This is a genomic window from Rhodanobacter sp. UC4451_H18 (assembly GCF_052978225.1).
In genome coordinates this window covers 2687324-2702981 of the sequence record NZ_CM129663.1, presented here as the reverse complement: position 1 = coordinate 2702981, position 15658 = coordinate 2687324, and the positions used below count along the sequence as shown (strand labels likewise).

Below are 15658 nucleotides of genomic sequence, written 5' to 3'. Positions count from 1 at the left end.
GCCCGCGCGGCGCGTCTCCCGTTTCACCGATTCGAGGTGGTCATGTTCAAGCGTCTTCCGATCCTGTGCGCCGCCCTGCTCGCGCTTGCCGCCTGCAGCCATGACAAGGGCGAACCGGCCGCCACGCCGGCCCCCGCCAGCACGGCAGCCGCGACCTCGGTGACGCCGGCCGCCCCGGCCAGCACGCCGGCGCCCGCCAGCACGGCAGCCGCCGCCACGGCCACGCCCGCCGGCGACGACAACAGCGCGCCCGCGCCCGCCGAAAGCGCCGCGACCGCCGCCGCCCCGGCCGTGCCTTTCGTCGACAACGGCAAGTGGGTCGAGGGCAAGAACTACTTCCTGATCGACCCGCCGCAGCCGACCAGCCACCCCGGCAAGGTCGAGGTGACCGAGGTGTTCTCCTTCGGCTGTCCGGCCTGCAACGCGTTCCACACCACCGCCGACCAGATCCGCAAGAGCCTGCCCGCCGGCGCGGTGATGAATTACCTGCCCGCGGCGTTCCGCCCGGACGAGAACTGGGTGGTCTACCAGCGCGCGTACTACGCCGCGCAGGCGCTGGGCCTGGCCGAGAAGAGCTACGACGCGATGTTCGACGGCACGTTCAAGACCGGCGAAATTTCCACCTACGACCTCAAGGGCAGCGGGCTGAAGCCGAAGGAGGCCTGGCCCACGATCGAGGACATCGCGCAGTTCTACGCGCAGAAATTCGGTGCGGACCCGAAGGAATTCGTCGCCGTCGCCAACTCGTTCTCGGTCAACACCAAGATGAAGCGCGCCGACGACCTGATCAAGGCGTACGGCATCGACGGCACGCCTTCGATGGTCGTCAACGGCAAGTACCGCTACGGACCGAGCACGGCCGGCGGCTATGCGCAGACGATCGAGCTGACCCAGTGGCTGGTCGCCAAGGAACAGGCCGGCAAGTAGGCCGCTGGCGCCATCCGCGTGGAGAACGACCCGATGTTCAAGCGATACGCCCGCCTGCCCGTCCTGGCCTTGCTCGCCAGCCTGCTGCTGGCCAGCGCCTGCACCGCGCAGCCCAGCGACCCGGCGCCGTACACGGAAGGCACCGATTACGTCACCCTGCCCGCCCCGCACCAGCGCTACGGCAGCGAGGGCAAGGTCGAGCTGGTCGAGGTGTTCTCCTACGGCTGCATCCACTGCGCGGAGTTCGCGCCGGATGCCGAGAAGCTGCGCAAGGAGCTGCCGGCCGGGGTCGAGTTCAAGCTGCTGCCGGCGCCGTTCAACCAGCAATGGGTGCCGTTCGCGCGGGCCTATTACGCGGCCAAGCAGCTGGGCGTGGTCGAGCGCACCCACCTGCAGCTGTTCGTGGCCAAGTTCGGCGAGCATTACCCGATCAACTCGATGGACGAGCTGGCCGATTTCTACGCCCGCGAAGGGGTCAACCGCGACGAGTTCATGCGCATCGCGATGGCGCCGGAAACCACCGAGAAGATGAAGCGCGACCTCGACCTGCTGCGCACCTGGCAAGTCGACGGCACGCCGACCCTGGTGGTCGACGGCAAGTACGTCGTTGCCACGGTGCGCTCGCACGAGCACATGCTGGCGGTGGCGCTGTGGCTGGCCAAGCGCGAACTGGCCGGCAAGTAGCTCCCGCCAGGCGGCCCTGCGCGGCGGCGGATCGCGCCGCCATCGTCGCGTTCACGCGGCGGCGCGCATGCTGCAGCTCAGGCGGGTGGCCAAGCCGGCTGCTGAAGGCATCCGCTCCCCTCTTCTGCCGCGTGCTGCCATGAACCGTGCCGCCACCCCTGCCACCGCACCTGCCGAGCGTCGCCTGCGCCTGCTCAGCTGCAACATCCTGGCCGGCGCCAGCGTGGCGCATTACCGCGACTACCTGACCCGCAGCCTCAACGCGGTGCTGCCCGGACGCAGCAAGATGGACAACCTCGACCGCCTGGCCGAGGTGCTGGCCGGCTTCGACGTGATCGGCCTGCAGGAAGCCGACGCCGGCAGCCTGCGCTCGGGCTTCCTCAACCAGACCCGTTACCTCGCCGAGACCTCCGGCCTGCCGTTCTGGAGCCACCAGCCCAACCGGCCGGTGGCGCGGCTGGCGCATTCGGCCAACGGCCTGATCAGCCGGCTCGAACCGACCTCGGTGATGGACTACCCGCTGCCCAGCCGCATCCCCGGCCGCGGCGCGCTGCTGGCGCAGTTCGGCGAAGGGGAGGACGCGCTGGCGGTGATGATTGCCCATCTTTCGCTGAGCGCCCCGGCGCGCGCACGCCAGCTCGGTTTCATCGCCGAGCTGCTGCAGGATTTCCGCCACGCCGTGCTGATGGGCGACCTCAACACCGAACCGGGCAGCGCGGAGATGCGCCAGCTGTTCAACAAGAGCAGCCTGCAGCCCCCGGCGCAGCCCACGCCCACCTTTCCCAGCTGGAAGCCGCGGCGGGCGCTGGACCACATCCTCACCTCCGAGGCGATCCAGCTGGAGAAAACCTGGACGCTGCCGCAGGCGTTCTCCGACCACCTGCCGGTGGCCGCGGAAATCCGCCTGCCCGCCAGCGTCGGCGGCCGCAGCGCGAAGCGGAAGCACCGATGACCTCGCTGCCGTGGCGCGCGGCGGCATGGTGGCTGGCGCTGCTGGCAGTGGGCCTGGGCGCCACCGCGCTGCGCTTCGGGCTGATCGAATTCAGCGCGATCGGGCAGCTCTGCGGCAGCGGCTACGGCCCCGCGTGGTGCACGCTGCGCACGTGGCTGGTGCTCGGCTTCCTGCATCACGTCTACGGCACGCTCGCGCTCATCGCGCTGCTGCCGGCGTGGTTGTTGCGGCGCCTGTCGCTGGCCTGGCTGGCCGCGGCGCTGGGCGTGTTCGCCATGCAGTTGTACGGCGCCGAGGCCGGCGCGCTGGCCTTGCTACTGGGCAGCCTGCGCCTGCTGCGCCTGCAGGCGGACGCCCGCGCGCCACGCATGCCAGACCGGCCAGGCAAGCAGCAGATTCAGCACCAGCCATGACCACGCGGTCGGGTTGAGCCCGGCCTCCTGCGCGACCACGACCACGCCCAGCAGCGGCAGGCACGCGGCAAGGAAGCGCTGTTCCAGCGTGGGCCGCGCCCGCTCGCTGGCGCGGGACAGCCACCCCGCCAGCGCATGGCCCACGCACGGCAGCGCGAACAGGCCCAGCGGAAAATCGCGATATCGCCCGTCGAACACCAGCAGCAGGCCGTAATACGCCAGCGCGAACAGCCACAGCGTGCGCCAGCCGCCGGGGCCACCCGGCCGCGGCGTGCCGGCCAGTCGCCCGGCAATCCAGCGCGCCAGCCGCAGCGCGGTGAACACGGCCAGCACGCAGGCGGCCAGCGAGATCGTCCACTCCCACGGGTTGCGGCAGGCAAACCACATCTGCCGGCACTGCCAGGCGACGGCGCCGCCACTGGCCACACCGGCCAGGCCCAGCGCCAGCCGTTCGCGCCAGCCGTTCCGGCGACGTCGCCATGCGCCGGCCAGCGCGAAGATCACGCCACCGAGCGCCGCAGCCAGCCAGCCCAGCCACCAGCGCGCCATCTCGACCACCGGCCCGGTCATCGCGAATTTCGGCCGCGCCTGCGCGTCGAAAATGCCCCAGTAGCCGCCCACCGTGCCTTCCTGCGTGCGCTTCCACGGCTGGTCGAACGCCTCGATCACGTTGTACGGCAGGCCGGTTTCCTCCGCGTAGCGCAGGAAGTCGCGCAGGTAGCGCGCCTCGTCCACCACGCTGGCGCTGGCCGCCTGGCGCGGGCGGCCGGCGCTGGGCCAGCCGGTCTCGCCGATCATCACGCGCCGCCCCGGAAACGCCGCGCCCACCTTCGCGTACACCGCCGCCACGTGCTGCACCGCCCGCTCCGGCGGCACCGGCTGGTCTTCCCAGTACGGCAGGATGTGGATGGTGAGGTAATCCACGGAGGCAGCCAGCTCGGGATGGCGCAACCAGAACTCCCACACGTCGGCATAGGTCACCGGCTCGGGCACCGCCTCGCGCACACGCGCCAAATCGGCCGCCAGCTGCGCCGACGACAGCTCGCCGCGCAGCAGCACCTCGTTGCCGACGATCACTGCACGCACCACGTCCGGGTAGGCGCGCGCCGTGGCGATGCCGAGGCGGATCTGTTCGGCATTGGCCTCGGGATCATGTCCCAGCCAGATGCCGAGCAGCACCTTCATGCCGTAGCGCCGGGCGATCCGCGGTACCGCGCTGAGGCCCTGCCCCTGCGAGTAGGTGCGCACGCAATCGAAGCGCTGCGACAGCGCGCGCAAGTCCGCGTCGACGCGCTCGGCGCTGACGAAGGCCGAGGCATCCAGCGGCGACTCGCCCGCCAGCCGGAACGGTGCATACGACACGCAGGCGATGCGCGAGGTGGGCGCATCGGGCAACGCCACCGGCCGGCCGATCGCCCACCAGCCGTACAGCGATGCCAGGGCTGCCAGCAGCAAGGCCAGCCACGCCAGAGGCTCCCGACGGACAACAGGCGCAGCTTCGGATGACATGCGGCAAACCGTGGATGGCGACGAATCAGCGTGCCAGCTTAGCAGGGCGCGCCATGTGTTCACCCGGTCCACACAAGCGGCCGCGGGCGTTCCACTACACTGCGGGCAGATCGAATCGCGGAGTACGCATGCCTGCTTTCACCTCTCCCCGGCTGGCACGCGCGGGCGGCCTGCTGCTGGCCGGTGCCTGCCTGTTCATCGGCCTTGCGCAGGCCGCCGAGCCGACGCCGGCGCAACGCGCCACGTTCAAGCAGGCCTATGCGGCGGCCCAGCAGGGCGACGACTGGCGCGCCCTCGCCGGCACGCTGCACGACTACCCGCTGTATCCCTACCTGCAGGCGGCGGCGCTGGAGCACGGCATCCGCACCGTCGACCGCGCCACCGTCGAGGCCTACCTCGCGCAGTATCCGGACTGGCTGCCCGCCGCCGACCTGCGCCGCAGCTTCCTGCGCGAGCTGGCGCGGCGGCAGGATTGGAGCGGCTTTCTAGCCCTGTACCAGGCGGGCCTTGGCGACACGCTGAGCTGCGACGCGCTGCAAGCCAGGCTCGCGCAAGGTGCCACGCTGGATTTCGATCGCGATCTCGCCGCGCTGTGGTCGCAGCCGAACCTGCCCGACGCCTGCGACCCGGTGCTCGATGCCGCGCAGCGCCAGGGCCTGCTCACCGCCGCAAGGTTGTGGACGCGCATCGACCGCGCCGCCGACGCCGGGCAGGCCGGCACCATCGCCAGCCTGGCGAGCTGGTTGCCCGCCGCCCAGCAGGCCGACGCGCAGCAGCTGGCGCTGGCCTTGCGCGATCCGGCCGCGGCGCTGGCCAAGGCCCTGCAGTGGAGCGACACGCCGCGCGCGCGGCAGGCCGCGACGCTGGCGCTGGTGCGACAGGCGCGGCGCGACGTGGACCGCGCCGACGACGCGTGGCGGCAGTTGCAGCCGCGTTTGACGTTCGACACCGCGCAGCGCAACGACATCCTGCGCGCGCTGGCGCTGTTCCACGCCACCGACTTCGACGACGACGCGCTCGCCCGTCTCGTCGCGCTGCCCGCCGCCGCGCAGGACGACAGCACCCGCGAATGGCGCGCGCGAGTGGCGCTGGCGCGGATGAACTGGCCGGCCGTGTTGGCGGCGATCGCGGCGATGCCGCCGTCGCTGCAGCAGGGCGACGAATGGCAGTACTTCCGCGCCCGTGCGCTCGCCGCCACCGGCGACGCCGCAGCCGCGCAACGGCAATACGCCGCGCTGGCCGGACAGGCCACCTACTTCAGCTTCCTCGCCGCCGACCGCCTGCATCAGGACTACGCCATCTGCCCGCTGAGCCTGGCCGACGATCCGCAGCGCGAGCAGCAGTTGCTGGCCCGCCCCGCCCTGCAGCGTGCGTTCGAATTGTTCGCGGTGGACCTGCCTCGACTGGCCCGGCGCGAATGGAACCGCGCGCTGCAAGGCACCGACGCGGCCACCCAGCGCCTCGCCGCCGACCTGGCCAACCGGCGTGGCTGGTACGACCGCGCGGTGTTCACGCTCAGCAGCGGCGACGCGCTGCGCCTGTACGACCTGCGTTTCCCGCTGGCCAGCCAGGACGGCCTGGTGCCGCAGGCCGAGCAGGCCGGCATCTATCCGGCATGGGCGTACGCGATCCTGCGCGCCGAGAGCGCGTGGATGAGCGACGCGCGTTCCGGCGCCGACGCCCGCGGCCTGATGCAGCTGCTGCCGGCCACGGGCGCGCTGGTGGCGCGTGCCGCCGGCCTGCCATGGGACGGCGCTGCCAGCCTGTACGACCCGGTGGTGAACATCGCGCTGGGCACGCGCTACCTGGCGCAGATGGCGCAGCGTTTCGACGGCTCGACCTGGCTCGCCAGCGCGGCCTACAACGCCGGGCCGAACCGCGTCGACGTGTGGCTGGCCGAACGCGGCACGCTGGCGCCGGACCTGTTCGTCGCCACCATCCCGTACAAGGAAACCCGCGAATACGTGGCCCGCGTGATGGCCTTCAGCGTGATCTACGACTGGCGCCTCAACAAGGCGGTGGTGCCACTGGCGCGGCGCATGGGCGCGATCGGCCAGCCGCTCGCAACCCCGGGCCCGGGCACGCCGCGTCGCGTGGTGCAGTGCCCGGCGGAGGCGCCGGCGGGCAGCGCTTCGACGTCGGCGCCGGTGTCGAGCACGCGCTGATCGCCGCCCTCGCCATTCACGCGTCGGCGGTGCGCATCCCCAGCAACGCGCGCAACCGCTTCAGCTCCACGCCGTAGGCGGCGCAGCGCTCGCTGTCCCGGCGCATCAACGCGTCCACGCTGCCGGCATGGCGCTCGCCGCCGCCATGCACGTCGACGCAGGCTGGCGCGAACGGCAACGCGCAGAACGCCAGCAGGCGACGTACCTGCAACGCCGGTTCGGCACGCCATGCCTCGTAGTGGTGTTCGAGAAAGCGGCCGGGAAACAGCTGCCGCCAGTGCCGGCACAGCGCGTCGTAATCGCTCCAGTAGCCGGTGACGTGGTCGAGGTCGTAGCTGAACTCGTGACGATCGAGGAACAACTGCCGGTAGCACGCGAAACAGGTTTCCAGCGCGCGGCGGCGGCTGTCGACCACGCGCGCGCCCGGCAGCATCGCGAGGATCGCCCCGACCAGCCGCCAGTTGCCCGGCGTGCGGTCGACCAGGCAGGCCTTGCCTCCGCGTGCCGCTTCGGCGCGGGCGAGGTAATCCCGGCCCAGTCGCTGCCAGTCCGCCGGCGTGGCCTGCGACATCCACTGCACGCGCGGCTGCTGCCGGCGTTGCGTTTCGGCCTTGAGCACCTCTTCGACCGCATTCGATTCGTCGACCACCGCCACCGCCGGATGCGCGGCCAGCACCTGCGCGGTCAGCAGCGACCCGGCCTGCGGCATGCCGACCACGAACACCATGCCCTCGCCCAGCCGCGCGTCGATGGCGTCCGTCCGCCGCGTCTCGAACACCCGGCGCATCGCCTGCGCCTGCGCGCGGGACTTGGCCGGCTTCCAGGCCAGCGCGCGGTACATCTGCGCATTGGCCTTGCGCAGCGCGCGAAATGCGCCGGCGTAGTCACCCTGGTCCTCCAGCGCGCGGGTCAACGCAAAACCCAGGCACACCCGCGCGCGCTGACTGGCCAGCGGCGAACGCAGCAGTTGTTCCAGATGCGCGACGTCGGCCGCGCCGAACGACGCCGTCTCCAGATCGGCGAGGCCGACCCAGGCATCGGCCAGGTCCGGCTGCAGGCGCAGCACCGCACGATAACTGTCGCCGGCCGGACCCAACGCACCCAGGCTCGCCTGCGCCTGCGCCAGCAGCATCCGCGCCGGCACGTGGCCGGGCTCGGCATCCAGCGCGCGATGCAAGGCGGTGATCGCCCCGGCCGGACGCTGCTGCAGCATGTACATCTTGCCGAGGTTGAACCACGCCGGCGCAAAGTCCGGCGCCTTGGCACAGCATCGCTCCAGGCCAGCCATTGCCGTCGCAGGCTCGCCAGCGGCGAACAGCGCCGTGGCCAGGTTCATGCGCACCAGCGGGTCGTCCGGCAGCAACGCCCGCGCCCGCTGCAGGAAAGCCACCGCCGTCACGTAATCGCCGCGCACGTGCCGCACCAGCCCCTGCATGCGCAAGGCCTCGGCACAATCGGGCAGCATCGCCAGCACGCCATCGAGCGCCGCCTCGGCAGCCGGCAGGTCGTGCGCATCCAGCGCTGCGGAAGCACGCGCGAGCAACGCCCGCGCCGCCGCCGGCAAGCCGGCGGCACGGTCGCTCGTCAACGGATGATCCTGCAACGCCCCCATCCTCGTTCGCCCCTGTGGCCGCTGTGCAGCCCCATGGGTCAGCTTACGCGAGGGCGACGACGGCATCCAGATTTGCCGCGGAAGGCGAGGTGCCGAAGTACGCCAACCGTCATTCCTCTGCGAGGCGCTTTTCGACGGCCGAAGTGCCGGTCAAATAGAACGGCGAGCGAGGAAACTCACTCGCCGCGCAACCACCGCGCCGCATCCACCGCGTAATAGGTGAGGATCGCATCCGCACCGGCGCGCTTGAACGCGGTCAGCGATTCGAGTACCACCGCCTTTTCGTCCAGCCAGCCGTTCTGCGCGGCGGCCTTGAGCATCGCGTACTCGCCGCTGACCTGGTAGACGAAGGTGGGTGCGCCGAAGGCGTCCTTCACCCGGCGCAGCACGTCGAGGTACGGCAGGCCCGGTTTCACCATCACCATGTCGGCGCCTTCGAGCAGGTCCAGCTCGACCTCGCGCAGGGCCTCGTCGCTGTTGCCCACGTCCATCTGGTAGGTGTGCTTGTTGCCCTTGCCGAGGTTGGCCGAGGAACCGACCGCATCGCGGAACGGGCCGTAGAACGCGGAGGCATATTTCGCCGAGTAGGCGAGGATGCGGGTGTGGATGTGGCCGGCCGCTTCCAGCGCATCGCGGATGGCGCCGACGCGGCCGTCCATCATGTCCGACGGCGCCACGATATCCATGCCCGCCGCGGCCTGCGCCAGCGACATCTTCACCAGCGCCTCGACGGTGGGCTCGTTCATCACGTAACCGTGCTCGTCGATCAGGCCGTCCTGGCCGTGGGTGGTGTACGGGTCGAGCGCGACGTCGCCGATCAGGCCAAGCTCGGGATGCTTCGCCTTCAGCGCGCGGGTGGCGCGGTGCATCAGATTGTCGGGGTTCCACGCCTCGGCGGCGTCGAGCGATTTCACCCCGGCGCCGGGCGAGGGGAACAGGGCCAGCGCGGGAATGCCCAGGCGCACGCATTCGCCGGCCAGCTTCAGCAGTTCGTCGATCGAGAGCCGATCCACGCCGGGCATCGACGGCACCGCTTCGCGCCGACCCTCACCCTCGATCACGAAGGCGACCATGATCAGGTCGCCCGGCAGCAAGGTGTGCTCGCGCATCAGCGCGCGGGAGAAGGCGTCGCGGCGCATGCGGCGCATGCGGGTGGCGGGAAAGCTCATGGCGGTACTCGCAAGTCGGCAGCCCTCTATTTTACGCCTTTGCCCCGCACGCAGCCGCGGCCCGCCGGCATCGCCATTCCGGCGCGTACGGATGCAAAACGCTGGACTACGCGGCACAACGGCGGCACGCTTGCTGTTCCGTTTCCGCAGGAAGCTACATGAGCCCGTCCCGCAGCGTACCCACCCTGCTCGTCGATCTGGGTGGCACCAACGTCCGCTTCGGCGTGGCCGACACCTCGCGCGAGCGCCCGCTGCTGGCCGACAGCATCCGGCGCTATCGGGTTGCCGAGCACGATTCGCTGGTGGCCACCGCCCGGCAGTACCTCGACGAAACGGGGCTGACGGTGAAGCGCGCCATCGTCGCCGCGGCCGGACGCATCGTCGACGGCGAGACGGTGAAGGTCACCAACAATCCGTGGGCGATCTCGGCTCACCAGACCGCCGAGGCGCTGGGCCTGGAGCATGTGCACCTGGTCAACGACTTCGCCGCGCAGAGCATGGCGGTGACGCTGCTGCACGGCGACGACCTGGTCGACGTGGGCACGGTGCCGCGGCCGGTGGTCGGTGCCGAGGACGAACAGACTTTTGCCATCGTCGGCCCCGGTACCGGCCTGGGCGTGGGCGGCCTGCTGGTGCGCGGCGGTCACTGCAGCGTGCTGCAGACCGAAGGCGGCCACGCCGGCTTCGCCGCGCACACGCCGGAGGACATCGCGATCCTCGACTACCTCAACCACAAGTACGGTCGCGTTTCCAACGAGCGGCTGATCTGCGGCCAGGGACTGGTGAACCTGTACGACGCGATCTGCCACATGGTCGGCGCACAACCGGCCGACCTGAAGCCCGAAGACATCACCGCCCGGGCCAAGGCCGACAGCTGCCCGCTGTGCACGCGCACGGTGGAAACCTTCGCCGGCATCTTCGGCAGCGTGGCCGGCGACCTGGTGCTCACGCTCGGCGCGTGGGACGGCGTCTACCTCACCGGCGGACTGATCCCGGTGCTGCTGCCGTGGCTGGAACGCGGGCGCTTCCGCGAACGCTTCGAAGCCAAGGGCCGCTTCCGCGACATCATGGAAAAAGTGCCGACCCAGGCGATCATGAACCCGGAACCGGGGCTGCTCGGCGGCGCCGCGCTGGCCGTGCTGGACTCGGGCCGGCCATTGCTGCCGCGGCGCGAGAGCAGCCATGCCACGGCGTGACGGCGCCTTCCTGTTCGATCTGGACGGCACCCTGATCGACAGCGTCTACCAGCACGTGCTGGCGTGGAAGCAGGCGCTGGACGCCGAGGGGCTGGACATTTCGGTGTGGCGGATCCATCGCAAGATCGGCATGAGCGGCGGCCTGTTCGCCAACATGCTGTTGCGCGAGACGACTTTGCCGATCACTGCCGAGCGACTGGATCGCATGCGCGAGCATCATGCCGAGGCGTTCAACCGCATGCATGCGCAAGGCGCGGTGCGGCCGCTGCCCGGCGCGCGCGAATTGCTCGACTACCTCGGCGCGCAGGACATCCCGTGGGCAATCGCCACCAGCGGGCGGATGGAAACGGCCCGGCACAACCTGGAGGCGCTCGGCATCGATCCGTCGAAGGTGCCGGTGGTCACGCGCGACCAGGTGCGCCATGCCAAGCCCGACCCGGATTTGTTCATGGAAGCGGCCGAGCGGCTCGGCGTGGACATCCGCCAATCGCTGGTGATCGGCGACAGCGTGTGGGACATGCTTGCCGCGCAACGCGCCCGCACGCTGGGCGTGGGCGTGCTCTCCGGCGGCTACGGCCAGGCCGAGCTGCAGCAGTCCGGTGCATTCCGCGTGTACGAGGACCCCGCCGACCTGCTGCGCCACATCGACGAAGTGGCGGCGCGCGATTGAGCCGGCCGCGCTTCACTGAACCGGCGCGGCGCGCATCATGAAAAGTTAATCACCGGCAACAAGTCGGGCGCTAGGCTGAACCGGCCTCGCCCTCTTCCGGAGCCGTCCCATGCGTCGCCTCATCGCCAGCCTCCCGCTCGCCCTGCTGCTCGCCGCCTGCTCGCCCGCGCCCACGCCGCCAGCCCCTGGCGAAGCGCAGACGGCGCCCGCCAACCCCGCCCTGGGCTCGCCGGAATGGCTGGCCTGGGTCGACCAGTCGCTCGCCATCAGCGACAAGGGCCACGGCCCCGACCCCGGTTCCCCCGAGTGGAACCAGGCCGTGCAGCGCAAACTGGGCGAGGAAGCCCCGCAATCCACCCCGGGCTCGCCGCAATGGCAGCAGTCGGTCGACGCGCTGCTGCGCACGCGGCTGCCGCCGGGGTCGTGAATACAGAGGCGCGCAGCGAGTTGCAGGCCACCGAGGCCAGCGGCGATGCGGGCGCAATCGCCAAAGCCAAGAACCTGCTGATGGGGCGCGCCCGGTCGAAGGGACGATGGATACCAGATGACGCGCTGTGGGCATGCTTCCAGACGAACAAGGAAGCGCTCAACCCTCGCCGACACCCGGCCCCGACACGTTGCCGTCGGCGAATACCGACGAGCGCGGCGGGTTTCAGCCGCGCAGGCGATCCATCGTCACGTTGCCGGTGCTGCCCGCCTTGCGCGTGAAGCGAAACCGGAACGCCAGCCTGATCGGCACGAATTCGACCTTGATCACCGGACCGTCGCAACCCGGCGCCTGCGCAGCGTCGTATCCCTGCGGGTAGGTGCATCGCCGGGATCGGGCGAAGCGCCACGACGACGTCGCCTGCCTGGCGCTGCGCATCAATTCGGCGGCAACGTCGCCGATCCTCGCCGGGCAACCGGGCAGGCCCGTCAGTGGTGCGCTGGCATAAACGAGGCCGTCTCGATCAATCGACACCTCCAGGCAGACGACCACCTCACCGCGTGGCGCGTCCGCCGTCGCGGGGTAATTGGGCAACTGCAGCGGCGCCAGGGGCTCGCCGATGACGAAGCCCTGGTTTTCGGACATGGCATAACTTTCGGCGTTGGCCGGGATGAAGGTTTCCACGCTGGAACCGCGAACCTCACCGACATCCTGATGGGCGCAGCCAGCGAGCCACGACGCCAAGATGATGAAGAACGCACTGCGCCACGTGCGGAGGGTCCGATGTTTCACGATTTCTTCCTTGTCATGACGTTGACTGGCGGGGCGTTCCGGACGCTGGCTACGAAACCGACTCCGGCGCCAGCAGCGCATCCAGGTCAGCTTCGTCGAAGCGCAGTTTCTCGCGGCTGCCGCCGCCTTCGAGCACGGCGTCGGCAAGCTCGGCCTTGCGCAGTTTCAGTTCCTCGATGCGCTCTTCCACCGTGCCGCTGGTGATCAGGCGGAACACGAACACCGGCTTGTCCTGGCCGATGCGGTGCGCGCGGTCGCTGGCCTGCGCCTCGGCGGCGGGGTTCCACCACGGGTCGTAGTGGATCACGGTATCGGCGGCGGTGAGGTTCAGGCCCACGCCGCCGGCCTTCAGCGAGAGCAGGAACAGCGGCACCTCGCCGTCCTGGAAGCGCTGCACCGGCTCGGCGCGGTCGCGGGTGTCGCCGGTGAGGGTGACGTAGCGGATGCGCCGGCGGTCGAGCTCGGCGGCGATCAGTTTCAGCATGCCGGTGAACTGCGAGAACAGCAGCACCTTGCGGCCCTCGTCCAGCAGCGCGGGCAGCATGTCCATCAACAGCTCGAACTTGGCCGATTCGCGCACGCCGCGCGCCGCCTCGAGTTTCACCAGGCGCGGGTCGCAACACACCTGGCGCAGCTTGAGCAGCGCATCGAGCACCACGATGCCCGAATGCGCGATGCCGCGCTGGGCGATCACCTCGCGCAGCTCCTCGGTCAGCGACAGGCGCAGGCCTTCATACAGTTCGCGCTGGCGGCCTTCCAGCACCACGCGGCGGGTGATCTCGGTCTTCGGCGGCAGTTCCTTCGCCACCTGCGCCTTGGTCCGGCGCAGGATGAAGGGCGCCAGGCGCAGGTTCAGGCGTTGCTGGCACTCCTCGTCGCGTTGCTTCTCGATCGGCACGCGGTAGTGGCGGCGGAACGCGCCTTCGTCGCCGAGCAGGCCGGGCACGGCCAGGTCGATCTGCGACCAGAGTTCGCCCAGGTGATTTTCCAGCGGGGTGCCGGTGAGACACAGGTAGCGTGGCGTGCGCAGGCTGAGCAGCGCGCGGCGTGCCTGCGTGCGCGGGTTCTTCACCTGCTGGGCCTCGTCCAGCACGATCAGCGCGAACGGCTGCTGGCGCAGCGCGGCGACATCGCGCGGCAGCAGGGCGTAGCTGGTCAGCACGATGTCCTGCGCGCCGAGCTGATCGAATTCTTCCGCGCGCTGCGGGCCATGCAAGGTCAGCACCTTGAGCATCGGCGCGAAGCGGGCGATCTCCGACTGCCAATTGGGAATCAGGCTGGTGGGCACCACGATCAGCGCGGGCTGGGTCAGCGCCCCGCCGTGCTTGAGCGACAGCAGATGGGTGATCAACTGCAAGGTCTTGCCCAGGCCCATGTCGTCGGCCAGCACGCCGCCGACGCCGGCCTCGGCCAGCGCGTTCAACCAGCGCAGGCCTTCGCGCTGGTAGGGCCGCAGTTCGGCGGCAAGCCCTTCGGGCACGGCATCGCTGGCGCGCGCGGCGGCGTCACGCAGGCGTGCGGCGAAACCGAGCAGCGGCTCGGCTGCCTGCAACGTGCCGCCAGCGGGCATGGCGGCGGCCAGTTCCTCCAGTCGGCCGGCCTGCACGCGCGGCAGGTGCAGTGACTTGCGCGGCTTCTCCAGGTATTCGGCCAACGGCGCCAGCAGGCCGCGCAGTTCGCGCAGGCGCACCGGTACGCGCCGGCGCGCATCGACCGGGGCGTACCACACCGCATCGTCGGGCTCATTCGCCGCCGGGCTGAGGGTCAACTGGTGCTCGGCCAGCGCTTGCGCCACGGCGGGCAAAAGGTTGTGGCGCTGGCCATCGACCTCGATGCCGATCTCCAGGTCGAAGGCGTGGTCGTCGACGTCCTCGGCCGCCTGGCCATACCAGCGAACCGGCCCTTCGAGCACCTCGAACGGGAAGCTGGGCGCGTACTCGACGAGGAAATTTTCTTCCTCGAGCTTGGGGCGCAACGCCAGCCAGCGCGCCGGCGTGTTGACCTCCAGTGCGCCGGCATAACCGGCGCCGGGGAACAGCCAGGCGTCTTCGGGCAGGGTTTCGGCCACGTCCCACGGCAGCCCCTCGGTATCCACGCCGGGAGTGAGTCCGACGCGTTCGAGCTGCTCCATCGCGGTGAGTTCCTCGGCACGGCGGCGGGTGATCTCGACCAGTTGGCCATTGCGCACGCGGCGCACCAGCGGCTCGCCGCCGCGGCCGGGCAAACGCTCGCCGGCATAATCGAAGGCCAGCCGCGCATAGCCCAGCGGCGGCGTGCCGGCGGCCAGACGCGCGTGGCGGGTCAGCGCGTGCAGGATCAGCACCGGCTTGGGCGCCAGCTGCGAGCGCTTGAGATCGCCGAACACCTGCGGCAGCGGTACCCGCGTGGCCAGCCGGCTGTTCGGCAGCTTGCTGCGCAGGCGGCGGCCATGCTCGTGTTTCAGCGGCGGCAGCTCCAGCCACTGGGTTTCCTCGGCCGGCGCATCGAACAGGCCCAGGGTCGCGCGCTCGGCGTCCAGGTACCACAGCGCGTCGACGCGCAGCAGGCGCTGGCTGTTGGGCAGCAGCGGCAGCAGGCGCTGGCTGCCGTCGGCCTCCATCTGCCAGTGCCAATTGAGCGGGTGCGACTTGCCGCGCGACAGGCGCAGGCCGGCCAGGCCGCCGAGAAAGCACGGCGCGGTATCGAGCACCTCGGCCAGCAGGCTGTCGCCGACGTGGCCGCCAAGGCGGGCATAGCTGCGGCTCTTGCGCACGCTCAGCGGCAGGCCCAGCACGCTGGCGGCCAGGCGCTGCTCGTGCGGCTGCAGCGGGGTCTGCACCAGGTGGCGGCTGTCCAGCGGCACCGGGCGGCTGTAGCGACCGTGCTCGGCCACGCTGAGCAGTACCGGCGCCACGTCGACGCGGGCGAACGCCGCGCCCTCCTCGGGCACCACTTCGACGAAGAAGCCGAGTACGCCACCGTCCTCACTCGCCGCGGGTTTGGGCGCAGCCAGCAGCCGCCGCCAGGCCGGCGGCAAGGTGTCGTCGTCGCCAGCCGGGGGGCCGGCGACGCGCTGCTTCTCGTCCGATTGCGGCATCCGCATGCGTTCCGTAGCAACGACCAAATGCTTGAGCTTAGCAGCGCGAGTGCCGGATGCGGCGAC

Annotated in this window: 13 protein-coding genes; 8 read left to right on the top strand and 5 right to left on the bottom strand. The window is 70.6% G+C overall.

The window, feature by feature from the left end:
* Window positions 1–42 precede the first annotated feature (42 nt).
* From ACVCMG_RS12230 to ACVCMG_RS12215, 4 genes are all read left to right on the top strand, one after another.
* Window positions 43–927: a thiol:disulfide interchange protein DsbA/DsbL gene (locus tag ACVCMG_RS12230; RefSeq protein WP_447097903.1), complete on the top strand. Its 885-nt coding sequence runs from the start codon at window positions 43–45 to the stop codon at window positions 925–927.
* Between the two features lie 33 nt (window positions 928–960).
* Complete coding sequence (locus ACVCMG_RS12225) at window positions 961–1611, top strand: thiol:disulfide interchange protein DsbA/DsbL (RefSeq protein WP_395120408.1); 651 nt, start codon at window positions 961–963, stop codon at window positions 1609–1611.
* A 139-nt stretch (window positions 1612–1750) separates the two neighbouring features.
* Window positions 1751–2563, top strand: coding sequence for an endonuclease/exonuclease/phosphatase family protein (locus ACVCMG_RS12220; protein WP_395120409.1), 813 nt, complete (start codon window positions 1751–1753; stop codon window positions 2561–2563).
* The gene (locus tag ACVCMG_RS12215) at window positions 2560–2976 is read left to right on the top strand and encodes a hypothetical protein (RefSeq protein WP_447114240.1); all 417 of its coding nucleotides are present in this window, start codon (window positions 2560–2562) and stop codon (window positions 2974–2976) included. The genes ACVCMG_RS12220 and ACVCMG_RS12215 overlap by 4 nt, the downstream gene beginning before the upstream one ends.
* Here the strand turns inward: ACVCMG_RS12215 and ACVCMG_RS12210 are convergent.
* Entirely contained in the window at window positions 2878–4485 is a 1608-nt protein-coding gene (locus tag ACVCMG_RS12210) for a glycoside hydrolase family 17 protein (protein ID WP_447114239.1), read from the bottom strand. The genes ACVCMG_RS12215 and ACVCMG_RS12210 overlap by 99 nt on opposite strands.
* 128 nt (window positions 4486–4613) lie before the next feature.
* On the opposite strand from ACVCMG_RS12210, the gene ACVCMG_RS12205 reads away from it, so the two are divergent.
* Window positions 4614–6650 carry a transglycosylase SLT domain-containing protein gene (locus ACVCMG_RS12205; RefSeq protein WP_447114238.1) on the top strand — a complete coding sequence of 679 codons (2037 nt, stop codon included), beginning with the start codon at window positions 4614–4616 and terminating at the stop codon, window positions 6648–6650.
* 16 nt (window positions 6651–6666) lie between these two features.
* Here ACVCMG_RS12205 and ACVCMG_RS12200 read toward each other — a convergent pair whose 3' ends face one another.
* Window positions 6667–8238 carry a sulfotransferase gene (locus ACVCMG_RS12200; RefSeq protein ID WP_447114237.1) on the bottom strand — a complete coding sequence of 524 codons (1572 nt, stop codon included), beginning with the start codon at window positions 8236–8238 and terminating at the stop codon, window positions 6667–6669.
* A gap of 200 nt (window positions 8239–8438) precedes the next feature.
* Window positions 8439–9431 (bottom strand): porphobilinogen synthase, encoded by a 993-nt coding sequence (gene hemB, locus ACVCMG_RS12195; protein ID WP_447114236.1) that lies wholly within the window; start codon window positions 9429–9431, stop codon window positions 8439–8441.
* A 158-nt stretch (window positions 9432–9589) separates the two neighbouring features.
* On the opposite strand from hemB, the gene glk reads away from it, so the two are divergent.
* The 3 genes from glk to ACVCMG_RS12180 all read left to right on the top strand — a co-directional run bounded on the left by glk (window position 9590) and on the right by ACVCMG_RS12180 (window position 11724).
* Entirely contained in the window at window positions 9590–10627 is a 1038-nt protein-coding gene (gene glk, locus ACVCMG_RS12190) for a glucokinase (protein ID WP_395120417.1), read from the top strand.
* Window positions 10614–11297: an HAD family hydrolase gene (locus ACVCMG_RS12185; RefSeq protein ID WP_395120418.1), complete on the top strand. Its 684-nt coding sequence runs from the start codon at window positions 10614–10616 to the stop codon at window positions 11295–11297. Before glk ends, ACVCMG_RS12185 begins: the two co-directional genes overlap by 14 nt.
* A gap of 109 nt (window positions 11298–11406) precedes the next feature.
* Window positions 11407–11724, top strand: a complete 318-nt coding sequence (locus ACVCMG_RS12180) for a hypothetical protein (RefSeq protein ID WP_395120419.1) — start codon at window positions 11407–11409, stop codon at window positions 11722–11724.
* Window positions 11725–11949: 225 nt separating this feature from the next.
* On the opposite strand, the gene ACVCMG_RS12175 is transcribed toward ACVCMG_RS12180, so the two are convergent.
* Both ACVCMG_RS12175 and ACVCMG_RS12170 read right to left on the bottom strand, forming a co-directional pair.
* Entirely contained in the window at window positions 11950–12516 is a 567-nt protein-coding gene (locus tag ACVCMG_RS12175; RefSeq protein WP_447097894.1) for a hypothetical protein, read from the bottom strand.
* A gap of 49 nt (window positions 12517–12565) precedes the next feature.
* Window positions 12566–15592: a DEAD/DEAH box helicase gene (locus ACVCMG_RS12170; RefSeq protein ID WP_447114235.1), complete on the bottom strand. Its 3027-nt coding sequence runs from the start codon at window positions 15590–15592 to the stop codon at window positions 12566–12568.
* Window positions 15593–15658 lie beyond the last annotated feature (66 nt).